The following is a 22,879-nucleotide window of genomic DNA, read 5'->3' on the forward strand; positions in this document are numbered from 1 at the left end:
TCTGTCTCCTGAATGGGGTAAACTTGGGATCAGAACGTAGGTGCCGCCGTGGGGAAGGTCAAGATATCTGGGTGCGGGCCAGCGCGCCCGTCACAAGATCGTGTGGCAGCCACATCAGTTCAGCGTTGCGCGTCCAAAGGATCGCGGTGCGGATGGTCTTATCAGGATAGATCTGAGCCAGTGCCTGCGCGTAGGCGCCCATCTGCCGCAGCAGACCTTCGGGGCAGGCTTCGGCGGATACGGGGACCGTAGCATTTGATTTGAAATCAATCACATGCACTTCGGTGTCGGTCACGATCAACCGGTCGATAATCCCATGCATGCGCTGCCCGTTTAGGTCGGCAGACACGGGAACCTCAGCCAGCGCATCGGGCGCGAATATGGATTCCAGATGTGCGGTCGTCAGAACTGCTGTGGCTTCGGCCAGCAGCTCATTTCGTTCCCCGTCCTGCATATCGGGCAGAACGCGGGCGCAAAGCTCGGGCCAGCTATACTGCGCCGTACCGGGCAAATGTTCCAGCAGCAGATGCAGCCGCGTGCCGCGCAGCTTTGCGGCGTCTTCATCCTGACCCGCGTCACCAGGTAGCGCCTTGGCCCCGCCCAGATCGGATGGGCTGAGGGATTCTGGGGTCTGAGGCGCATCTTGCGCGGGTGATTTGTAGAATTCGGGCAGATCGAGGTTTGGTTCCTGCGGTTCTGAATGCGCGACAAGGGGTAATGTGTCCCAGTCACCATGCGCCAACCGCCGCGTATTTGTTCCGTCCAGTTGTGTTGCCCCTGCCCGCGCCATCGCGGCCTCAACCATCTGATACCAGCTGGACCCATCCTTGCCGACATCGCCCGCCGCCGCCACGATCAACCACTTTTCAGCCCGTGTTAGAGCCACATAGAGTAGACGCAACCGCTCGTTTTCTTCTCGGTTGCGCGCCTCGTCCCGCGCCCGAGCGATCAGTTTGGGTGAGGCATCCGCCGGAACCTTCCAAAGTGGGGTCCCGTCTGCGACCATGATCTCAGCATCGCGCGGGGCCTGGCGTTTTCCGGTGTCGGGCAGGATCACAATGGGCGCTTCTAACCCTTTTGAGCCATGCACCGTCATGACGCGGATCATGTTGCCCACACCGCTCATCTGCCGTTTGATTTCCAGATCATCGGTCTGCATCCAGACCAGAAAGCCGGTCAGGCTGGGAATATCGGTCCGTTCATAGGCCAAGGCCTGCGATAGCAGGGCATTGATCCCATCCTCCGCTTCGGCCCCGAGCCGCCCAAGCAGCTTTCGCCGCCCATCGTGTCGGGTCAAAATGCGCTCGATCAGGTCATAAGGGCGCAGAAAGTCGATTTGGCTGCGCAAATCGTTGAGCATGGCGAGCGTTTCGGGGAATTCTTCTGCCCGGTTGCGCAATGCGGCCCAAAGGTAGGTTTCCTGCCGTCGATGGGCCAGATCAAACGACGCCTGTTCGGTCCAGCCGAACAATGGGGATTTCAGAACGGTGGCCAGCGACAGGCTATCCTCGGGCGTGGCGAGAAAGCTCAGCAACGCTGCCAGGTCTTTGACCGCCAGTTCTGCACCCACTTTCAACCGATCCGCCCCTGCTATGGGCAGCTTTTTGGTCTTGCATGCGCGTATAATCTCGGCAAACAGGTCCGAGCGGCGCTGAACAAGGATCAGAAAATCACCCGGTTGTATTTTGCGGCGCACAAATGTGCCGGGTTCTTGACCATCTTCGGGGATCGTCACATCGCCTTCGATCATTTCCTGGATTGATGATGCAATCTGGTCGGCGAGAAGAACCGTGTGATGGCGCGATCCGGGCCGGTCTACGGGGTCGGTCCAGTCGCCGTCTTCATCATCCTCGACCTTCTCGATAGCCGGCCAAAGATCGACACGCCCTGGCAGGCCTTCCTTGAAAGCAATGTGAAGCGCCTCGTCCTGGAAACCCGCTTCAGCATGCTCTTCAAACAGAATATTGACCAAAGATAGGATCGCGCTTGAGGAACGAAAGGAATAAGCAAGTTCGGATTTCTCCAACTTAGAGCCTGATTCCGCCAGTTTCTGCCCAAACTCTGCCTGCATCCGATCAAAGGCTTGCGGGTCTGCGCCTTGGAACGAATAGATCGATTGTTTTTTATCCCCGACCACGAAAATCGTGCGCTCGACCCCCGACCGGGCCCCTTCCCCGCTGGTGAATTCCTGCGCAAGTTTCTCGATCACGTCCCATTGGTCTGGGCTGGTGTCTTGTGCTTCGTCCACCAGAATGTGGTCGATGCCGCCATCCAGACGATACAGCACCCATTCCGCGACTGCCGGGTCGTTCAGCACTTGCCGCGCGCGCAGGATCAGATCGTCGAAGTCCAGCCAACCGCGCAGCTGTTTGCGACGCTCATATTCCGGCAGGAAGGCGGTTGCAAATCGGTGCAAAACGGCGGTTTTCTGGGCAGCGACCAACGCAAGACGCTGTTCCCGTGCCGTTTCGATCCGTAACATCAGGGCCTCTAGCTGAGGCATCCGGTCGGCCAGCGCGCCCTCGCGCAGCGCTTTTGTGGGGAAACTGCCAATCTTGGCCGAAAACGGCTCTTTCGCTGCCTTTCCGGTCAGGAAAACCCCTTCGAGTATTGGCAATTGCGTTAATCGAGTCTCGGTAACCCCGGCTAGTTTTTCCGCCGCCTTGGCATTGTTGCCGCCGCTTTCGGTAAGCGCAGGCAGGATTGATTGAATCAGCTCAACCTCTCCGCCTATAAATACTTGGGACAGCAGGCTATTTTCATCAAACCTATCGGGCAAACCATACCGATCCAGAAAGTCGGACCACTGCAAAGGTTGATCAAACAAGCTTCGCCTTTGGGTTACCGCCGCTGTCAGCCTGTCAAATCCAGTATCGGTGATAAACTGGGCCACATCTTCGATCAGCGAAGCCTGAGGGCCTTCGGCGAAATCTTCGATGATTTCATCGCGCAACAGTGCGGCCGCTCGGTCTTCCATTTCTGCAAATTGAGGGCTGACACCCGCTTCCAGCGGGAAACGACGCAGAAGTGAGGCGCAAAACGAGTGGATCGTCTGAATTTTCAGCCCACCCGGTGTTTCGATAGCGCGGGCGAACAGGGTCCGCGCCTGTGCCAATCGATCTGGGTTAATCGCTCCTGTTACTCCCAGATCGACCAGTTCGCTTTCAAGGCTGTGGTTGTCCAGCATAGCCCATTCGCCAAGACGCTTGAACAGACGGTTCTGCATCTCACTGGCCGCAGCCTTGGTGTAGGTCAGGCACAGGATGTGCTGCGGCTGTACCCCATCCAGCAACAGCCGTGCCACGCGGTCGGTCAGAACCCGTGTCTTGCCCGAGCCCGCATTGGCAGCCAGCCAGGTTGAGGCATCGGGGCGCGCGGCTTGCACTTGCCGCTCAGTCGCATCATTGCGCGGGGTCATGTCAGATCCTCTGGCCGGGTCTCGGCAGAACGGTCCCATTCACCGAACCGCGCCAGATGATCATAATCGCCGATATCTGTGTCCTTGTGCAGCATCCGGCGGGATGAAAACCCCTGATCAGGCTCTAAATAGGCGGAAATGAGCTGTTTCAGATCTGCCAGAACCTTATCCGTTGGTTCCTTGATCAACGGGGCTGCGACTTCTTTGTAACTGCCACCCATCCCGATAAAGATTGCCTCGGCCACATTCGTTGGATCGATCCCTTCAATGGCTCCTTGCTCGGCCATCGCCGCCTCGATCAGCAACTGCTTGTCGAACTTGGCCTGCTGGCCTTCACTCGGCGGCACGCCAGTTTTGTAATCGATGATCCGCAACGCACCCCGGCTGTTGCGGTCAATCCGGTCGGCGCGCCCGGCAATGGTGAAATCTAGTGGAGTAAGCGCCAGTTTCATTACAGCTTCAAAGGCCACCGGCCCGCCATCACCGCGCCGGGTAGTCTCGGCACGCAGAAAATCGTCGGCAATTCGGTCCAGCCGCGCCAGCCAAAGCTTGCGGGCGGTGGGCCATGCGACGTGCTTTTCCAACAAATCGTGGGCGCGTCTCAGGAAATTCTCGCGTGTCAGCAGAGCGGTGTCCAACACACTTTCCTTGACAAAATGTTCAAGGATTTCATGAACAACGATCCCACGCAGCAGGGCATCCGGGGCTTGCACCAAAGGATCAAGCGGCCTTAGGCGCAGCACATGTTTGGCGTAGATCGCATAAGGATCGCGGATCAGGCGTTTGATTTCTGTTACCGACAACTGGCGCGGCCGCGCAGCAGCCGGAGGGCGCGGAGATGGACGGGGTGCCGGGTCAATCCGAGGCGCTTGTTCCAGTGTCTTGGCCCAACTCAGATATGTATTCCCCCGCGCCTTCATATCATACAGTGCCGCCTGCCCTCCCTGATCCGGCAGACCATTCAGCAGATTGGTCAGGCGGTTCAACCAGCGCGAGGGTACGGTTTGTGCATCATCCGAACGGGTTGCGCGGGTCAGCCAGACCTCGGGCGCGCCGATTGCTTGCTGAAAATCATGCGCCGAAAGGCCGATCCGGCGTTCTGGCAACAATAGGCCCGCCTTATCGCGCATCTGACGGTTCAGCCAGGGGTCCGGCGCTGGGGCTTCGGGCCAGCTGCCTTCGTTCAACCCGCCAAGGATCAGCAGATCGGCCCCTTGCACCCGCGCCTCAAGCGTGCCCCAGATCATGATATGAGGATGTGGGGCATCGCGGTCGCGCACCTCTTCTCCGGCCAGCAATGCCCCCAGAAGGTCGGCAAAATCATGCGCGGTCATCGGGCCGCCATACTGGGCCTCAACTTGCAGGGCGGTCAGGACGCCCAACGCCTTCTGGCCCGCGTTCTTGTCCCAGAGCGTACCTTGTTCACCAGCAGAGCCAGCCGAGATCGCTTCGGCCAGATCCCGTAACCTTGTGACCCAATCGGAAAGCGGATGCATGCCCGAGACCTGCTGATCGCAGAGATGCTGACCAACCCAGGCGATCCAGTCGGTGGACGCTTCAGTGCGGATGGCCGAAGCCGTCATGCTGACACGATCCGGAAACGGGGGACCATGGCGACGCAGGTCCAGTTCCAGATCGCGGGTCTGTAGCAGATGGGCGCCCCGATCCCCACCGTCATGGCAGAGCGGGTGTTTCAGCAGAGTCAGCAGCGCCTCACCGTCCAGACGTCGGGCAAACAGGCCCGCAACATGACGCAGGAACCGGCCCGGAGGTGACAGCTGCAAGGGCAGGCCCGCACTGTCATCGGGCAGAATGTTCCACCGATCCAGCGCTGCGCTGACTTGCCTGGTCAGCATCCTGTCGGGGGTGATCAGCGCGGCCGTCTGGCCGGTTTCGGCGGCCTCACGCAGACGCAACGCGATGGCCAGTGCTTCGGATCGGGGTGAATCCGCCTCGACCAGTGTCAAGTCTTTGGTTGCCTGATCCAGATCCGTCAGCTTCGGCCCTTCGGACATCCAGGCATCAGTGATTGGCGCGGGGCGTAACGCTAATGATACCAATCTGTTACGCGCAGGCGAGGGAGGCTGTTCGCGTGTCCAGGGTTCGATTTGATCCGGGGTTAGATCCAACTCTCGCATCAGCTTTCGGAACCGGAACTGAGGATGGTCTTCCGAGATCAGCGCCTCGTCCAGACGATCCCAAACGGGTTCTGGCTGATCAAAATCATACCCTGGCAGGATCAATGCCCCCTGCGGTAGTCGCGCGATGGCCTGCATCAGCATCAACGTGGTGCCGCGCGATCCAGTCGAGCCCGCCAGAATGATTGGGTGTTGAGGCGGCGCCTCTGCCCACCGCGCAATCAGGGCCTCAACGACCCGGCGTTGTCGGGCCTGTGCATCCATCGCCTGATCGCCCGCCTCGACAAAGTGATCGGCGATCCCGATAAAGGCCTGCGCGCGCGCCCAATGCCCGGACAAATCACTGACATCCAGCTGACGGATGGTGTCGGGATGCACGCCTTCGCCCTGCATCTCATCAATCAATGCGGCCAGGCTGTCGGACAGATCGAACAGCGAAGCCCGCGCTGCCAAATCCGGCTGTTGGTCCAACAGTTTGGCGACCAGCTGTGTCAGTTCCAGCCGACGCCGCAGTGGTGGAATGGCAGGTGGAGTTTGTGCCAGATCGGCGCTTTCTCCCAGATCAGTGACTAAAGACAGTCGGGGCAGCAAACATGGGGGTCCCTGATCGAACAGGTCCCGCACGCGGCGCGCCATTCGGCGGGTATTAACCACAAGTTGCACGCGAGCCAACGCTTCGGGTGGGCCGTTGCTGCGCTGCCGCGACCCATTGACCAGCGCCTTGGGAAAATCGGTACCGGGCGGAACGGCAAAGACACGGGGCAGGGGGCTGGGGTCAAACATCGGCCAGCAGCCCCTCGGCCAGAGCGATCCCTTCGGGTCGCCCGACATCGCACCAGCGGCCGGGATACTCGGCCGCAAACAGTCGGCCCTGCGCCTGCATCTGGTTCCAAAGCAGGTTCAACGAAAAGGCTGGTTCCGCGAAATCCTTTAGCCCATCGGTCTTGATGATCTGCGCCCCGCCATAGACCAGTCCCGGCCCGCGTGTGATCCGACCATCCGCATCGGCGGTGAAATCCCCATCCCCATCATGGCCAACGGTGCGCCCGATAGGGACGCACATCAGCAGCGCATCCATGCGCTCGGGGTCCCAGGCCGTTTGCAGCAAGATCAATGGGTTTGGACCGGCCCAGATGGCATCTGTGTTCATTGTGAAAACCGGGTTCGAACGTAACAGGGGTAAGGCGGCTCGTAACCCGCCGCCGGTTTCCAGGATATCGGGTTCTTCCCGCGAGAGCAGCACGCCCTTGGGTGTCAGGTGCGCGTCCAGTTGATCGGCGCGGTAGTGCAGGTTGGCCACAACACGTTCCGGACCCAGCGCCTCAACATGATCGAGCGCGTGATCGATCAAGGCCCCGCCTGCCACTTCGATCAGCGGTTTGGGGCGATCCTTCGTCAACTCTCCCATCCGGGTTCCAAACCCGGCAGCAAACATCATGACAGCGGTTGGAATGTCGTTCATGCGGCCCTCAGCTTGGCCAGATTGTCGGGCGTCGGTTCGGGTAAGGCGTCCCGCAGCAATTGGGCAACTGGGATCAGGGCGGGGTGTTCCAGATCGCGCATCAAATGGGACCAGGTAGCCGGGATCAGATCGATGTATTTCGGCTTGCCATAGTCCATGGCTAGACGAGAGAATCCGCCCAATATGCGCAGATTTCGCTGTGCCCCAAGCACCGCATAAGCAGTTCTGAAGTCGTGATCATTCGCACCAGAGGCGGTGATGTAGCGATTGATCATCTGCATTTCGGTTCCTGCGGAAACCGAGCGGCGCACATCCTGCAACAGCGACACCAGATCATAGGCCGGGTGCCCGAGCATCGCCAGTTGGAAGTCCAGTAATCCGACGCGCTGCACGCCTTCCCTGCCTGGAAACCAGATCAGATTCTCGGCGTGATAGTCCCGCTGGATGACAACCTTTGGGCCCGAAGTTTCCTGATGCAGCAGGTCCGAGAATCGAGTTTGAAACCGGTTCATCGCTGCGTGGTCATAACCGCCCTGAATGCCTTGGGCATACTTGGTGAACGACAGTGCCGAAAGGTCGGTCATCAGCGCCGGGTCATATGACTGCAATGAGAGTAGTGGCGCCTGATGCAGATGAACCAGAACATCGGTCGCGGCCTTGTAAAGCTGCCGTTCTTTGGCCGGATCATGGTCCAGAACACGCGCAAACAGATCGTCGCCCAAATCTTCCAGCAGCAGAAAGCCAAATTCGGAGTCTTCCGCATAGATTTCCGGTGCATTCAGCCCGACCGAGCGCAGGTAGTTGGCCACACGCACAAATGCGTCGACATCCTCACCCTTTTCTGGTGGTGCATCCATCAGAACGGCAGTCCGACCGGTTGCCGGGTCGGTCAGCCGTTCATATTGTCGGTTCGAGGCATCCCCGGCCAGATGCGCGCGCTGGGCACCAGCCCATGGTGTCTGCGCGATCAGGGCCTCGGCCAATACGGCCCGGTTTGTCATGTGATCGCCTCCAGCGTATGCGCCCATTTCGGATCTGACCATGTAAGCCTCAGATGCCGTGTTTCGGCTTCATTCGGATCTGTCGCAAAGGCGATGGTTAACGCCGACCGCGGGGCTGAGGGGCCGAGCTTATCGGGCCATTCGACAAGGCAGATTGCGGTATCAAAGGCATCGATCAGGCCCAGTTCCTCAACCTCATCGACCGAGCTGAGCCGGTAGAGATCGCAGTGCCAGATTTCGCCCGCAGCGGTGTCATAGGCCTGTACCAGAGTAAATGTAGGTGAAGGCACGTCCTCGGGCACCTGCATCAGAGATTGGATCAGGTTGCGGGCGAAATGGGTTTTACCGCTGCCAATCGGACCTTCCAGCAGCAGAACATCTCCAGCGGCCAATTTTGCCCCCAATCGGGTGGCCAAAACCAACGTTTCTTCGGGTGAAGACAGGGTCATGGAATGGGGCGGTGTCGTCATGCCGCCACAATGGCCCCACGACCGGGCGGCTGCAACCCGGTTCAGGCGCTGATTTGTTCGATTGGGGGCTGCTTGCCGATCAGCGCCTCATGGCCAAATCGGACGATGGTCGCGCCATTTTGCATCGGGGTTATGGTGCAGTCCAATTTAGTGCCGTCGCGCATACCAATCTCGGCCGTCCATTCGGCCCGGTTATCGCGCATTTCAACGAAATCGCGAATTTCGCCCAAGACAGGCGTGGCAACGCAACGTTCCTGCCATTTGCGGGTGACATCCATGACTGTTTCCGCCTGAAAACCCGCATCTGCCGGATCACCCCAAAGCTGCTGATAAGTGTAGTTGGTAAACGCAAGCGTGCCGTCATCGGCAAACACCGCGATCGCGTCTGCCAGCTTGTCGAAGATGGATTGCATCAGATCCATCTCTGATCGGAAACGGCGGGTCAACGTGATCTCGGCCGTGATGTCTTCGAACAAAAAAGCCACTGCGCCATCCGGATGTGGCCGCCCGCTGACCGAATAGACCGATCCTGAGGGCAAAGACCAGGTTTCCTGATAGTTTCCGTCCTCGGCCGCTTCGAGCAAATCGTTCATCTGATTGCGCCACGAGCGGTAATTCTTCGGCTCTGGCATCATGTGTTGTTCGCGCAGCATGTCAAAAAAGCTGGACAGGTTTGGGCGACAGCTCAAGAAGTCAGGCGGCAATGTCGTCAGATTGATCAGCGCCGGGTTGAACAGGGCCAGTTGACGGTTGCGGTCGAAGATAGCCAGGCCAATTGACAGTTGTGCAAAGGTTTTTGTCATCGTCTGTACGAATTTGCGCTGAGCGGTCTCAGCCTCGACAATGGCATTGATGTCGACGGCATAACACAGGCAACCTTGTTCGCCCTCAACCTGCGTCAGATCGAACCAAAGCTGACTGTCGCAGTCGTCAACCTTGACCGCGACACGGGCTTTGCCGCTGGGCCCCGGTTTGTCGGCGGTATTGGAAAACAAAGGCGCGGTCAGATCCACATCTGGGCCACGTGCCTTGCGCGCAACCGCAATATAGGCGGTGTTGCACCATCTGACCTGCCCATTGTGATCCAGCAGCCAAACCGGATAGGGGGCCTGATCCATCGCATGCCGGATCGGGTCATTGGGGTCGTGCATATGTGTTTCAGTTGGTCGGGTGGGTTCGTGCAGTTGCACCCGGACAATTCCGTCGATCCATTCGCACAGAACCTCACGCTCGACTGTGCAATCGATGGCCGAGACAACAAGATTGCCCTGATCGCGCACCAGATCAGGCGTTTCTGGGAAGGTCGGAAAATCCCGTTGCAGCAGGCGGCGTAGCCCGTTCCAGTTTTTAACATCGTCAAAGCCGGCCAGGGCGATGTCTGAATGGCTGATCAACCGATCCCCGTCGAACAGGAAGACGGCGTCAAACAGGGACGAGTTTGAGAACAGTCCATAGCTGTCATCCCGCCGCGGCCGCCGCGGCAGCAGCCATTGAACGGCCAGACAACATGAAACCAAGCTGATTGTGGCCAGGATGATCCAGTCAGCCATAGGAAACCCCATGCCAGAATACGTGCTGGGATCAGACTATGGCTCCGATTGGTTAACGCACTGTTAACTCAGGCCCGAATGCGCTGGTTGCTGCCGGATGGCACCGGCGTGTCGCCTTTCTGTGCGTCAATCAATTTGCGCGGCCACGAAACACGCACGATGGCCCCCCGATGTTCCGGATTATCTGACAAATGCTGATAGGGGTCTGAGCCATTGGCAAACTCAAGCTCGGCGCCACTGCGTTCCAGCAGGGTTTTGGCGATAAACAGGCCCAACCCCATCCCTTCGTATTCGGGGCGCGTGCGTTGGTCGGTCTCGGCCCGCCTGCGACGCATGAACGGATCGCCGATCCGGCCAATCAGGTGTGAAGGATATCCGCGCCCGTCATCCATGATGCTAACGGTGATCTGATCCGTGGTCCAATGCGCCTCGACCCAGACATTGGCGCGTGAAAAATCCACAGCATTCTGGATCAGATTGCGCAACCCGTGAATGATTTCGGGCTTTCGCAGGATCGAGGGTTGCTGCACATCCCCATCCTGCGCCGGGCCTTCGACAAAATGAACCAGCTTGCCGCGTTCGATATGCGGTTCGGCGGCCTCGTGGATAACGGTCGAAATCGGGGCCTGGCGCAAATGCAAATCATCCTTACCGGCCCGGCCCATATCACGCAGGATATCGCGGCAGCGATCGGCTTGCTCGCGGATCAGGGCGGCGTCATCTTTCAGATCGGGGCGATCCTCAAGCTCTTCGATCAGTTCGGAACTTGTCAGTTTGATCGTGGCCAGCGGTGTCCCCAACTCATGCGCAGCGGCAGCGACAACGCCGCCCAGATCGGTCAGCTTTTGTTCGCGCGCCAGCGCCATATGTGCGGCCGATAGCGCCTCGGACATGGATTGCACTTCGGAACTGACACGGTGGGAATAAGCGCCAATGAAGACGATGGCGATGATGATGGCCGCCCAGTTGCCGAACAGAAGAATATCGGGAATGCGCAGAATGACCCCGATATCGGTACGCAGGGGCAGGTGAAATTCGGCCAGCAAGGTAGCAAGTATGATCGCGACACCGCCAACGATCAGGGTGGACCGCGTGCTCATGACATTGGCCGAAATCGTGACGGGCCCCAACAGCAGCAAGGCAAACGGGTTGTTCAAGCCGCCGGTTAGATACAACAGAAACGCCAGTTGCAGCAGGTCAAACAGCACCATCAGGAAGTTTTCGAACTCGGACAGGCGCTTGTTCTGCGGAAACAGGAAGATCGCGATCAGGTTCCCGATGACCGAGACACCAACGGCCAGATAGCACAGCCCAAGTTCAAGCTGCACATGATAGGTTTGTTGCGCCACCGTGATCGCAGTGATCTGACCCACGATGGCCACCCAGCGCAACAGGATCAATGTGCGCAGCCGGATCCAGCTGCTGCGTTCCTGGCCGCGCCAAAACGTCTGGTTGGAATCTGCCATGGGTCGATTATGTCCTGTTGCATCGGCTGTTCATCTTGATAGGTGTCCCGGCCGGAACGATCAACAATCCCTTGCGTATGGATATTCGCCATGACCCGCCTTTATGCAATTCTAGCAACCGTAGTATTGGCCGTGGGCCTTGGGGCCATGTGGTTTTTGACGCGAGGAACGGGGTCAGATGACAAGTATGCGCAATGCCGCTCCAGCCAGATCGCAGGCGGGACAGCGACGATCGGCGGGCCCTTTGAGCTGGTCAATGGTAAAGGCGAGACAGTCACTGACGCAGATGTGATTACCGAACCAACGCTGATTTACTTTGGTTATACCTTCTGCCCCGACGTGTGCCCGTTTGACATGTCCCGCAATGCTGATGCGGTGGATATTCTGGCCGAGCGCGGGCAATCGGTGACGCCTCTGTTCATTTCCATCGACCCGGATCGGGATACGCCCGAGGTGGTGGCCGACTATGCGTTCAATCTGCACGAGAGGCTGATCGCCCTGACCGGATCGCCCGAACAGGTCAAAGCCGCCAGCCAGGCCTACAAGACCTACTACAAGGTGCATGACCAAAGTGACGAATACTATCTTGTTGACCATTCGACCTTTACCTATCTGGTCACGCCCGAAGATGGATTTCTGGAGTTTTTCAAGCGCGATGAAACGGCCGAACAAATGGCTGACAAAATCGGCTGCTTTCTTGATCAGACCTCCTGACGATAAGGCGGTTTGACCTTTAGTGCGGCGCTGCTATTACTCATGTTCAAGCCAAAGGCATGAAATAACGGAAAGACCCAAGAATGGCAGATCCTTCTCAGCTTGATATCGGCCCGGACAAATCCCTGCTTCTGGTGGATGATGATGAGCCGTTTCTGAGACGTCTGGCAAAGGCCATGGAAAAACGCGGGTTCGAGGTTGAAACCGCCGGTTCCGTTGCCGCTGGTCGCGCCATCTCCACCGCCCGTCCGCCTGCCTATGCGGTTGTCGATCTCAGGCTTGAGGATGGCAATGGACTCGACGTGGTCGAAGTGCTGCGTGAAAAACGCCCTGACAGCCGGGTTGTGGTTCTGACCGGGTATGGCGCGATTGCCACCGCAGTTGCTGCGGTCAAGATCGGGGCGACGGATTATTTGTCGAAACCAGCGGATGCCACAGACATCACAAATGCCCTATTGGCCAAAGGGGATGAGATGCCGCCGCCGCCGGAAAACCCAATGAGCGCGGATCGCGTGCGCTGGGAACATATCCAACGTGTTTACGAGCTGTGTGATCGCAACGTGTCAGAAACCGCACGGCGTCTGAACATGCATCGTCGGACGTTGCAGCGCATTTTGGCCAAACGCAGTCCGCGCTGACGGGTTCGCATGGCCAGGCTGGTGTCTGGTCGACCCGCCCCTGCCAACCGGTGAAAATAATCCGCGCGACCGTTTTGGTCGCGTTTTTTGGTCTGGGCGTGCAACGGATTTACAGCTTCACATTATTCTGAGTATCGTTTTGTTAACCCTATTTATGCTACCGCGAGAACCTGCGCATGTTGGTGATCTGCATGCGCACCAAGGTTTGGAAACGATAAGTGAGAAGCCCCAGTGTCCCTATTGCCCAACACGCCGTATGAGGCGCTGAAAATTTCCAATCCCGTTTTGAACGGGATTGTCGCGCTGGTGACAAAATCCGCAGAAACATTTGGGTTTTGGGCGCGCCCGCGTAAAGGGGCGGCGGGCGAAGTCTCTGAGATGAATTTGTTGGACAATCTCTATTGGGTCTACAAAAGCAAAAACCCGGTGCAATTGCCCGAACCCGGTCTACAAACGTCCGAATTCATGCAAGCAAAGCATGCTCAGCTTGCGCCGCGCGCGGAGGGTGAAAGTGTTGACACACTCACGCTGAGTTTTGCCGGGGATATCCTGCGCACGCATCGGGCTGAGCCCGCGCAGGATCAGGTTTACGCACAGATCGAAGACCTTTTGTTCAAGAACGATATCGTCATCGCCAACTATGAATCGCCTGTTACAACCCAACCTCTGGTGGATGAAGTAATCGGCGATGCGGGCCCTCCTGTTGAATGTGCGTCAGAGGATCAGTTCGATGCATTGACCAGCCATAAGGGGCGGGCGATAGACGTCTTGAATTTGGCAAATAATCATATCTTCGACATGGGCGTTGAAGGCGTCGAAACGACATTGGCCACACTGGCCAAACGAAACATCATGGCGACTGGGATAAGCAAAGCCCCGGCTGATCCCGGCGCAGTCAATGTGATTGAACGGAATGGAATCAAGATCGGTTTTGCCTCCTGCGCGTTTGGAACCAACGGTCAAACGCTGCCCGACGGACATGGGTACAATGTCAATCTGGCCAAGCTGACCTCAAAGCACCAGCCGCCGGATATCGAGCTTCTGAAGACGCAGATATCAAATGCAAAGGCCGTCGAATGCGATTTGGTCATTGCGATCCTTCATTGGGGTCACGAATTCGAGCTGTTTCCACGCCGTGCACAGCAGAAAGCAGCTGAGGAATTGGCTGAATTTGGCGCAGATATCATCGTGTGCCACCACCCGCATGTGCCCCAGCCGGTTCAGCTTTATCGGCTAAAATCTGACGCCGACAAAACGGTGCCTATAGCCTATTCGCTGGGTAGCTTGCTTTGGGGATTTGCCCATGAAGATATCGCAAGCAGCGTGATATTGCAGGCGGAAGTTCAAAAATCCGAAGGTAAAACGACGATCAAAAGCGTGACCGCCACGCCTGTCCGATGGTCGGCCCACGAGTCTGAAGGACGCATCATTCAGAAGGTTGAACAGCAGGCGGATTAGTTTGAACGCTGCGTTCAAAGATTGCCCAGCAGCTGTTGATGCCGCCGGGTGTAAGCCAGTCGCACCTCAACCGGGGGGCGCAGTGTGATCTTTAAACCGTCCATAATGGCCTTATCCGGCCTCCCGAAGAACTTCGTCGCCTCAGTTTCGGAAAACCCTGCGATCTGGGTTGCCTCCATCCAGGCGCTGATCTTGTCGGCCTTCTTGATCTGCCGTTTCACCGCCTTCGGCACCTCGGCAGGTAGCCCGAACCGGATGTGGATCGCTGCCATCAGGCGATCATCCAGCGCGCCATAGCCCGGGCCGACGGCGGATTTGACGGGCGAGATCATGTCACCGATCACATATTCCGGCGCATCGTGCAGCAGCGCGGCCAGCTGCCATTTCACCGGGGCATTGGGTGCGATCCGGCCATAGATTTCTTCTACCAGCAATGAATGCTCGGCCACGGAATAGGCAAAATCGCCGTTTGTCTGCCCATTCCAGCGCGCCACAAAGGCCAGACCATGGGCGATATCCTCAATCTCGATATCCACAGGGGTCGGGTCCAGCAGGTCCAGCCTGCGACCCGATAGCATCCTTTGCCAAGCGCGTGGTTGTGTTGTCATTCTGCAATGCCTTGTGAAGTGGGACACACTAAAATTGCGATTTTCTGCTATGATGTACCTGTCAGGATCACCAGCTGCCAACGTTTTCTTGAGCATTCGTGCTTTGAAATGAAACGATGCGATCCCGACATAAAAACCGAGGGGGGCGCACGCTTCTCCCGGTGTGCTCCTCTCACACAGCGAAACGCGAAACGAAAGGAGTTTTCTATGTTCAAGCGTTTATTCGCCCTTGCCCTGACCTTTGGCATGGCCGCCACGGCCCCGCCCGCCTTTGCCCAAACCTGTGCAGAGCGCGAGCATGTGATCACCAAGCTGCAAAAAAGCTACTCGGAAGAGCTGGCCTTTGGCGGGTTGCAGAAAACACGCGGTGCGCAGTCGGTCATGGAGGTCTGGACCTCAAGGGAAACGGGCAGTTACACCGTTTTAGTGACCCAGGCGAACGGCATTTCCTGTATTGTCGCCGTTGGCACTGATTTTTTCGAAGCGATCCCGAAAGTCAAAGTTGACGGCACGCCCAGCTGACTAAATTGGCGTTACACCCCGTTTTCGGACATCTACATTGCCACCTGCCCCAAGGGATGCTAGGGGCAGCGACAGTGTGATTGACCGGAAAATGGAGTGCCAGATGGCCGGGGACTATATCGTAAAAGACATTTCACTGGCCGGGTTTGGCCGTAAGGAACTGGATATCGCTGAAACCGAAATGCCAGGGCTGATGTCCCTGCGTACCGAATATGGTGAAAGCAAGCCTTTGTCAGGTGCGCGGATCGTGGGTTCCCTGCATATGACAATCCAGACGGCGGTTCTGATCGAGACACTGGTTGCTTTGGGCGCGGATGTGCGCTGGGCCTCCTGCAACATCTTCTCAACCCAGGACCACGCGGCCGCTGCGATTGCCGAGGCCGGTATTCCGGTCTTTGCTATCAAGGGCCAGACGCTGGAAGAGCATTGGGATTACCTTGACAAGTCCTTCATGTTCGAAGACGGCCCCAACATGATCCTGGACGATGGCGGCGACGCGACGCTGTACATTCTGCTAGGGGCTCGTGCCGAAGCGGGTGAAGACATCATCCCTGTTCCCGGCTCGGAAGAGGAAGAGGTGATCAAGAAACAGATCGCCAAACGTATGGCGGCATCACCGGGCTGGTTCACCAAGATGCGCGACCAGATCCAGGGCGTTTCTGAGGAAACCACCACTGGTGTGAATCGCCTGTATCAGCTGGTGAAAGAGGGCCATCTGCCGTTCCCGGCGATCAACGTGAACGACTCGGTTACCAAGTCGAAATTCGACAATAAATACGGCTGCAAGGAATCGCTGGTTGACGGTATTCGTCGCGCCACTGACACGATGTTGGCTGGCAAGGTTGCCGTGGTTTGCGGATATGGTGACGTGGGCAAAGGCTCTGCCGCTTCGCTGTCGGGCGCAGGTGCCCGCGTGAAGGTCACCGAAGTTGACCCGATTTGCGCCCTGCAAGCGGCGATGGACGGTTACGAAGTGACCCTGCTGGAAGATGAAGTTGAAACCGCAGATGTGTTCATCACCACAACCGGCAACAAGGATGTGATCCGCATCGAGCATATGCGCGCGATGAAAGACATGGCCATCGTTGGCAACATTGGTCACTTCGACAACGAAATTCAGGTGGCCAGCCTGAAGAACCACAAATGGACCAACATCAAGGAACAGGTGGACATGATCGAGATGCCCTCGGGCAACCGTATCATCCTGCTGTCCGAAGGCCGCCTGCTGAATCTCGGCAACGCCACAGGCCACCCTTCGTTTGTGATGTCGGCCTCCTTCACCAACCAGGTTCTGGCGCAGATCGAACTGTTCACCAAGGGTGATGAGTATGAAAACGACGTCTATATTCTGCCCAAGCATCTGGACGAGAAAGTTGCGCGGCTGCACCTGGATCGCATCGGCGTCAAGCTGACCAAGATGGACAATGAGCAAGCGGCTTACATCGGCGTGAAGCCGGAAGGCCCCTACAAGCCGGAACACTACCGCTACTGATTGTCCTCTGACGATGACACAGAATTCTGGACGCCGCCGATACCTATATCTGGCGGCGTCTTTCGTTTTTAGAATAGCTGTCGTCGCAATCCTTCTGGGTGGCGGGGGTTGGGCCCTGTTGGCGCATCCAGAAACGCCGGTGCCATCATATTGGAACCCTTTGCGTGATCTCACTATAAAGGCGCCGGTCACACCGGTTACTAAACTCCAGTTGAATCGCGCCCTTGCGGATGAGGCACAATGCCGGACTGCGCTGTCGGATGCGGGTGCCCGTTTTCAGGAGATGGAGGATCTGGTCATCGATCAGAACTGCGGGATCACCGGGCGGGGGCTGTTGTCACAACTGGTGACCTCGCGAATTGACGCGGTCGAGACCAGTTGCCGGACAACCCTGCGATTGGCGATGTGGGAACACCATGTGGTGCAGCCTGCGGCACGGGATTTCCTGGGTACGGGTGTACAAAGGCTGCGCCACGCTGGCAGCTACAATTGCCGCCGTATGCGCACTGCGCACGGTCAATCCAGCCGATGGAGCAGCCACGCCACCGCCGACTCGATTGATATCGTAGGGGTCGAACTGGCCGATGGGCGGACGCTTTCGCTGTTGTCAGATTGGAGTGCCGCGGGGCCAGAGGCCGCGTTTCTAAGACAGATCGGGCAGGGGGCCTGTGATTGGTTCCGTGTGGTTCTGGGCCCAGAGTACAATCGCCTACATGCGGATCATTTTCATCTTCAGGGCCCCGGCTGGGGGTTTTGCCGATAGCTCGGGACCATGCAGTTGTCGCAGTGTCAGAGCCGATCAGCGTCAGCTAACGCCTTGAACCGAACAATCTCATAAATGCCTTGCCAAGCATCCTCGCCCGCGTTCAGGACGGGTGAGCGATGCAGCTTGTTGATTGTGGCATACATCGCCATCCGCTCCGATTAAAAACCCGTCGGGCCAGGGCCGGAGTTACCAGAGCCATCGCGCAGACTGCAGCGTAAAGTGATTTCATCGTGACCTCCGCTGATCATGACAGAGCAGATGTCACTCGATTTTCTTCGATAACTGTCTGCACTCTGCAAACAGCGCAAGGAAATTCGAGTGTATTATGTGGATGATCTGTTGGCCTTCGTCTTGGTCGCAAAAAACCGGTGGTATCGGCTCAGCTGCGCAGCCGCTGGGTTCAGTTGACCAACGAGGGGCTGATCTTTCTGGATCGGATTGAGCCGGTTCTGTCGGACCTGCGCGAGGCCGAGTTAGAGACTGGGAGCGGTAAGGGCGCTTTGGTCGAGGTACTGCCTGGACTACTAAAACCCCCTGCTGCGCCGATTTCGTTCATGCAGGCAGCAACACGCAGGGGCGCAAAGTTCGGGCTTATTCTGAATTGGCGGATCGGGCGTTTCGAAGCGTTTCGCGAAGGCGCGCCTCCGCTTAGGGGGAAAGGTTGGAATTTTTCCCTTTGTATTGAAAACACTTGTGATTAACCTTCCCGCACCTGTTTCAAGGATTTGAGTAACCGCAGCCAGGACTGCTGATAGGGAGACTGTTTAATGGGAAAACGCGACGACTTGATCGCCAAATATGCCGATGACCTGAAAAACAAATGTGGCATGGATCCGGATATGGACCTGCTGACCAAGGTCACAATCGGTTGTGGCCCTGCGATTTACGATGCGGATGCATCGACTGTTGCCGCCAGCCAGGACGGTGAAATTGAGACCGTCAAGAACAACTTCCTGATCAAGAAGCTGGGCCTGTCCGACGGTCCGGAGCTGATGGAAGCGATCAACAAGGCCATGGAAACTTATGGCATGTCCGAGCGTAATAAGTACCGCGCCGTCGTCTACTACATGCTGACCAAGCATTTCGGGAAAGAATCCGTTTACGGCTAACCCGATCCGGCCAGAGACACAAACGCCCGCCTGTCCCCAAGGCGGGCGTTTTGCATTTGAGACAGAGTTTAAGGACTTGCCATTTGAAACCGGGGCCCCGCCCGGTCTATAGTCAGTTCAGTGACCAGGACGGTCAGAACCAGATATTTCCAGATGCGTGTGGTGAGTAGGGAGCACGTGGGGTAGGGAAGGTTCTGCATCGTTCAGAACCTTCCCTTTTTTTATCGCTAATCCACCTGCGTATTCCCCATTGCGCAGATCACATCCCATTCCGCATCACTGACCGGTTGAACAGACAAGCGCGAGTTTCGCACTAACACCATTTCGGCCAGCCGCTCATCGGCTTTGATCTGATCCAGCGTGACCGATTCCGAAAACGGGCGCACGGCCTTGATATCCACGCACTCCCAGCGCGCGTCATCTGTTGTGCTGTCGGGATGGGCCTCGGCGCAGACCTCGACAATCCCGACAATCGCCTTGTCTTTTTGCGAGTGATAGAAAAACCCGCGATCGCCCACGGCCATCTGTCGCATGAAATTGCGCGCCTGATAGTTGCGCACGCCATCCCATTCTTCGCCCGCATCACCCTTGGCGACCTGCTGCTCCCAGCTCCAGGTCGAAGGTTCGGATTTGAACAGCCAATATGCCATCACCCGATCACCCGCTTCCAGGGGATCAGCTCGACCGAAGCAAACAATCCTGCTTTGGCATAAGGGTCACTATCTGCCCAAGCCTGCGCGGCGGCGACGTCTTCGACATCCAGAATGATCAGTGATCCGATCATGGCGTCTCCGTCCAAAAGGGGACCGGCCTGCGAGACAACGCCCGTTTCCTCGATATACGTCAGGTGGGCCGATCGGTTGTCCAGCCGCGTTTGCAGGGCGCCGTCTTTGTCTTTGGCGATCAGGGCGATGAGCATTCTATTCCTCCTTCAGGGGTCGACCCAGCAAAGACTGAATCGCTTGCGCAACACTGTAGGCACCGTCGCTGAGTTCCGCTACCGTTGTGCTGATCGGCATATCCAGCCCTTCGGCTTTGGCAATTGCAGCCATGGCGCGGGCGGTGGCGACACCTTCGACTGTGGTGCCGGTGTCAAAGGGCCGATTTAGACCCAAACTTTGACCAAAACGATAGTTCCGGGACAATTCGGAGGAGCAGGTCAGGACCAGATCCCCCAGCCCGGACAAACCCATCAATGTCTCTGCCTGCGCCCCACGCTGGGCGGCAAAACGCTGCATTTCGGCAAAGCCGCGCGTGATCAGCGCAGCCCGCGCGCTGTCACCCAAACCCGCGCCGATGGCGGCCCCGCATCCGATCGCCATGACGTTTTTCAATGCGCCGCCGAGTTCGGCGCCGGTGGTATCGGTTGTGCGATACAGACGCAGGTTAGCGGTGGTCAGCCTGGCTTGCAGGTCTTTGCCTAAATCCGCGTCGGCGCAAGCCAGAGTCAGCGCAGTTGGCAGACCGCGTGCGATGTCATCCGCAAAGCTGGGTCCGGTTAGCAGCGCAGGTTGCGCGTCCGGGACAGTTTCGCGGATCACAGCCACCGGGCCAAGACCGGTGGACAGTTCAATCCCTTTGCAGCAGGCAACCAGCGTTTTGCCTGCCAAGGCCGACTTGTGTTGCTCCAAGGCTGTGCGCAGCTGTTGCATGGGCACGGAGACCAGCAGCACATCCGTTTGACACGCCTGATCAATTTGCGCTGTTACGTGAATCTGGGGCGGCAAGGTCACGCCGGGCAGGCGCTGTGCGTTTTCAGCCGTTTCCTGCATGGTTCTCGCCTGCGCCGTATTACGAGACCACAAGGTCACCGGCCCGTTGCCCGCAAGCGATATGGCCAGGGCGGTTCCAAACGCGCCGGAACCCAGCACGGAAACGCTCATGCCTTGGCCCCTTTCTTGCCGCTGCCCAACATGGCCGGGCTGGTTTGATCCAAAGGCCAGCGCGGGTGGGCCGTCAGGTCCAGGCCGTCCCGTGCACCGGCCCGAAAGCGTTCCAACCCGGCATAGGCGATCATGGCGGCGTTGTCGGTGCAAAGTGCCAGGGGAGGGGCAGTGAATCTGGCCCCCGTTTCATCGCAAACAGACTCTAATGCTGAACGAATAGCGGAGTTTGCTGCAACTCCGCCCGCCACTGCAATCACGGGCTCTACCGGGGTTTGCTCAAGATAGAGGCCAATGGCGCGACGCGTTTTTTCAGCCAGTGTATCCACGACAGCTTGCTGGAACCCGGCGCAGAGATCGGCCCGGTCCTGACGGGTCAGCCCGCCTTTCTCGGCCACGATCTGATCCCGCATGCGCATCAATGCCGTTTTCAAACCGGAAAAGGACAGATCGCATCCGGGCCGATCCAGCAATGGGCGCGGAAATCGGAAGCGTTTGGGATCGCCTGATCTTGCCTCGGCCTCGACCGAGGGGCCGCCGGGTTGGGGTAGGCCCAGCAACCGCGCGGTCTTGTCGAAGGCTTCCCCCGGCGCATCATCAATGGTGCCGCCAAGGCGGGTGAAATCCTCGGGGCCATGGGCAATCAAATATTGGCAGTGACCGCCTGAAACCAGCAGCACCAGATAAGGAAACGATACCCCGTCAGTCAGGCGCGGCGTCAGGGCGTGGCCCGCCAGATGGTTGACGCCGATCAGCGGCAGCCCGGTGGCGGCACTGATCCCCTTGGCGCACATCACGCCCGACATGACACCACCAATCAACCCCGGCCCGGCCGTCACGGCGATGGCATCAATATCGCCTAGGGCTAATCCGGCTTCATCCAGCGCCTGCATCACGCAGATATCCAGCTTCTCAGCATGTGCACGCGCCGCAATCTCGGGCACGACACCACCATAAGCGCTGTGCAATTCGGTTTGACCATGCACAAGTGATGACAAGATTTCAGCGGGTGCTCCATCGGTTTGCCGCACCGTGGCTGCGGCTGTGTCGTCACAGCTGCTTTCTAACCCAAGGATGGTTAGTGTTTGCACCATTGGCCTGTTCCGTTGCATCATGATTGGCAAGCGGGGTATCACCCTGCGCGGATGCAAACAATCCCAAGGCCAAAGGCGCCGATCGTTGTATTTGTTGATGACCCGCCCGCGTGCTGCCTCGGAGAGGTTTGTGGCGCAGCTGCCAACCCGCACCAGATCACGGGTCGAGGTCATTTATTCCCCTATTCTTGAAATCAAACCGCTGCCGGTTCAGGTGCAGACCGAGGATATCCAGGGATTGATTTTTTCCTCGGCGAATGCGGTGAACGCGGCGGCCTCCTTGGGGGTCAGGCGCGATCTGCCGGCCTTCTGCGTGGGCCCTACAACCACCGGCACCGCAAAGGGTGCCGGATGGCAGGCGCAGATGATGGGGGCCACTGCAGAGGAGCTGGTGGCGATGCTGTTGCGCACCCGTCCCGATAGCCCGTTGTTGCATCTGCGTGGGGAGCATAGCCGGGGCAATGTGGCCGATCGGTTGACGGCACTGGGCCTGACCACCCGAGAGCAACCCGTTTATCAACAGCGTTTGTTGCCGCTGAACGATGAGGCCGCAGCAGCCTCAACCGGTGAAAGGCCAGTCATCGCGCCCTTGTTTTCGCCCCGGACCGCGCGACAATTTGCCGATATTTGGGCCGGAACAGCCCCTTTGTGGCTGGCTGCAATCAGCGAGGCGACCGCGGAGCCCCTTAAAACCTTGGGGTTTCAGCGATTGAAGATCGCCAAAGAACCTACACCCAAGCATATGCGTAAAGCCGTTAAAAAGCTTGTGAAACACGCGATGCGGGTTGAGGGCGAGCCGGGTGCGGATTAACTTGGACCAGTCTGTAGTTCTGGTGATTTTAGAATCGATAAGGGGAATGTGACGGTGGCGGGCAAAAAGAAAACCGATCAGAAACCGGCGGAAACCCCGAAACCGGACGATCTTGTGGACGAGGATGCTGTCGAAGCGGCTGAGTCTTTGGACGATGCACCGCTTGACCAGAGTATCCCTGTTGAAGACCTGACTTCCGAAGCCGAAGCCGAAGCCGAAGCCGAAGCCGAAGCCGAAGCCGAAGCCGAAGCCGAAGCCGAAGCCGAAGCCGAAGCCGAA

General features: G+C 58.0%; 22 protein-coding genes. 10 read left to right on the forward strand and 12 right to left on the reverse strand.

Annotated features, from left to right (window positions below; translation table 11 throughout):
* Window positions 1-58: 58 nt before the first annotated feature.
* From addA to regB, 7 genes are all read right to left on the reverse strand, one after another.
* Window positions 59-3,418, reverse strand: a complete 3,360-nt coding sequence (addA, locus tag AC2FFE_RS16330) for a double-strand break repair helicase AddA (RefSeq protein ID WP_496847125.1) — start codon at window positions 3,416-3,418, stop codon at window positions 59-61.
* Window positions 3,415-6,339, reverse strand: a complete 2,925-nt coding sequence (gene addB / locus AC2FFE_RS16335; protein WP_496820400.1) for a double-strand break repair protein AddB — start codon at window positions 6,337-6,339, stop codon at window positions 3,415-3,417. Before addB ends, addA begins: the two co-directional genes overlap by 4 nt.
* Window positions 6,332-7,018, reverse strand: coding sequence for a nucleotidyltransferase family protein (locus tag AC2FFE_RS16340; RefSeq protein WP_496820399.1), 687 nt, complete (start codon window positions 7,016-7,018; stop codon window positions 6,332-6,334). The genes addB and AC2FFE_RS16340 overlap by 8 nt, the downstream gene beginning before the upstream one ends.
* On the reverse strand, window positions 7,015-8,019 hold the full coding sequence (locus AC2FFE_RS16345; RefSeq protein WP_496847126.1) for an aminoglycoside phosphotransferase family protein: 1,005 nt from the start codon (window positions 8,017-8,019) through the stop codon (window positions 7,015-7,017). Before AC2FFE_RS16345 ends, AC2FFE_RS16340 begins: the two co-directional genes overlap by 4 nt.
* A complete protein-coding gene (gene tsaE / locus AC2FFE_RS16350) occupies window positions 8,016-8,489 on the reverse strand; it encodes a tRNA (adenosine(37)-N6)-threonylcarbamoyltransferase complex ATPase subunit type 1 TsaE (protein ID WP_496820396.1) in 474 nt (157 codons plus the stop codon). Before tsaE ends, AC2FFE_RS16345 begins: the two co-directional genes overlap by 4 nt.
* A gap of 41 nt (window positions 8,490-8,530) precedes the next feature.
* Window positions 8,531-10,039: a PAS-domain containing protein gene (locus AC2FFE_RS16355; protein ID WP_496847127.1), complete on the reverse strand. Its 1,509-nt coding sequence runs from the start codon at window positions 10,037-10,039 to the stop codon at window positions 8,531-8,533.
* Between the two features lie 68 nt (window positions 10,040-10,107).
* Window positions 10,108-11,505, reverse strand: coding sequence for a sensor histidine kinase RegB (regB, locus tag AC2FFE_RS16360; RefSeq protein ID WP_496847128.1), 1,398 nt, complete (start codon window positions 11,503-11,505; stop codon window positions 10,108-10,110).
* Between the two features lie 90 nt (window positions 11,506-11,595).
* Here regB and AC2FFE_RS16365 point away from each other — a divergent pair, with 90 nt between their 5' ends.
* From AC2FFE_RS16365 to AC2FFE_RS16375, 3 genes are all read left to right on the forward strand, one after another.
* A complete protein-coding gene (locus AC2FFE_RS16365; RefSeq protein WP_496820392.1) occupies window positions 11,596-12,219 on the forward strand; it encodes an SCO family protein in 624 nt (207 codons plus the stop codon).
* An 83-nt stretch (window positions 12,220-12,302) separates the two neighbouring features.
* Window positions 12,303-12,857, forward strand: coding sequence for an ActR/PrrA/RegA family redox response regulator transcription factor (locus AC2FFE_RS16370; protein ID WP_496820391.1), 555 nt, complete (start codon window positions 12,303-12,305; stop codon window positions 12,855-12,857).
* Window positions 12,858-13,088: 231 nt separating this feature from the next.
* On the forward strand, window positions 13,089-14,315 hold the full coding sequence (locus AC2FFE_RS16375) for a CapA family protein (RefSeq protein ID WP_496820390.1): 1,227 nt from the start codon (window positions 13,089-13,091) through the stop codon (window positions 14,313-14,315).
* 14 nt (window positions 14,316-14,329) lie between these two features.
* Here the strand turns inward: AC2FFE_RS16375 and AC2FFE_RS16380 are convergent, their stop codons facing one another.
* Entirely contained in the window at window positions 14,330-14,923 is a 594-nt protein-coding gene (locus tag AC2FFE_RS16380) for an HD domain-containing protein (RefSeq protein ID WP_480550390.1), read from the reverse strand.
* Window positions 14,924-15,130: 207 nt separating this feature from the next.
* Here AC2FFE_RS16380 and AC2FFE_RS16385 point away from each other — a divergent pair, with 207 nt between their 5' ends.
* From AC2FFE_RS16385 to AC2FFE_RS16405, 5 genes are all read left to right on the forward strand, one after another.
* Window positions 15,131-15,445, forward strand: coding sequence for a hypothetical protein (locus AC2FFE_RS16385; RefSeq protein WP_496820389.1), 315 nt, complete (start codon window positions 15,131-15,133; stop codon window positions 15,443-15,445).
* Window positions 15,446-15,548: 103 nt separating this feature from the next.
* A complete protein-coding gene (ahcY, locus tag AC2FFE_RS16390; RefSeq protein WP_496820388.1) occupies window positions 15,549-16,937 on the forward strand; it encodes an adenosylhomocysteinase in 1,389 nt (462 codons plus the stop codon).
* 13 nt (window positions 16,938-16,950) lie between these two features.
* On the forward strand, window positions 16,951-17,700 hold the full coding sequence (locus tag AC2FFE_RS16395) for an extensin-like domain-containing protein (protein ID WP_496847129.1): 750 nt from the start codon (window positions 16,951-16,953) through the stop codon (window positions 17,698-17,700).
* Window positions 17,701-18,071: 371 nt separating this feature from the next.
* The gene (locus AC2FFE_RS16400; protein ID WP_496847130.1) at window positions 18,072-18,404 is read left to right on the forward strand and encodes a hypothetical protein; all 333 of its coding nucleotides are present in this window, start codon (window positions 18,072-18,074) and stop codon (window positions 18,402-18,404) included.
* A gap of 66 nt (window positions 18,405-18,470) precedes the next feature.
* The gene (locus AC2FFE_RS16405) at window positions 18,471-18,812 is read left to right on the forward strand and encodes a DUF2853 family protein (RefSeq protein ID WP_496820384.1); all 342 of its coding nucleotides are present in this window, start codon (window positions 18,471-18,473) and stop codon (window positions 18,810-18,812) included.
* 227 nt (window positions 18,813-19,039) lie between these two features.
* Here the strand turns inward: AC2FFE_RS16405 and AC2FFE_RS16410 are convergent, their stop codons facing one another.
* From AC2FFE_RS16410 to tsaD, 4 genes are read right to left on the reverse strand one after another with little or no spacing between them, the layout of a single operon-like run.
* Window positions 19,040-19,462, reverse strand: coding sequence for an EVE domain-containing protein (locus tag AC2FFE_RS16410; protein WP_496847131.1), 423 nt, complete (start codon window positions 19,460-19,462; stop codon window positions 19,040-19,042).
* Window positions 19,462-19,731 carry a YciI family protein gene (locus tag AC2FFE_RS16415; protein ID WP_496847132.1) on the reverse strand — a complete coding sequence of 90 codons (270 nt, stop codon included), beginning with the start codon at window positions 19,729-19,731 and terminating at the stop codon, window positions 19,462-19,464. Before AC2FFE_RS16415 ends, AC2FFE_RS16410 begins: the two co-directional genes overlap by 1 nt.
* 1 nt (window position 19,732) lies before the next feature.
* On the reverse strand, window positions 19,733-20,695 hold the full coding sequence (locus tag AC2FFE_RS16420) for an NAD(P)H-dependent glycerol-3-phosphate dehydrogenase (protein WP_496847133.1): 963 nt from the start codon (window positions 20,693-20,695) through the stop codon (window positions 19,733-19,735).
* Window positions 20,692-21,789, reverse strand: a complete 1,098-nt coding sequence (tsaD, locus tag AC2FFE_RS16425; RefSeq protein WP_496847134.1) for a tRNA (adenosine(37)-N6)-threonylcarbamoyltransferase complex transferase subunit TsaD — start codon at window positions 21,787-21,789, stop codon at window positions 20,692-20,694. The genes AC2FFE_RS16420 and tsaD overlap by 4 nt, the downstream gene beginning before the upstream one ends.
* Before the next feature lie 130 nt (window positions 21,790-21,919).
* Here tsaD and AC2FFE_RS16430 point away from each other — a divergent pair, with 130 nt between their 5' ends.
* On the forward strand, window positions 21,920-22,600 hold the full coding sequence (locus AC2FFE_RS16430) for a uroporphyrinogen-III synthase (RefSeq protein WP_496820379.1): 681 nt from the start codon (window positions 21,920-21,922) through the stop codon (window positions 22,598-22,600).
* A gap of 54 nt (window positions 22,601-22,654) precedes the next feature.
* Window positions 22,655-22,879: hypothetical protein (locus AC2FFE_RS16435; protein WP_496820378.1), on the forward strand; the 225-nt coding region annotated here is incomplete at its 3' end.

The organism is Ruegeria sp. YTSA168, assembly GCF_059610045.1.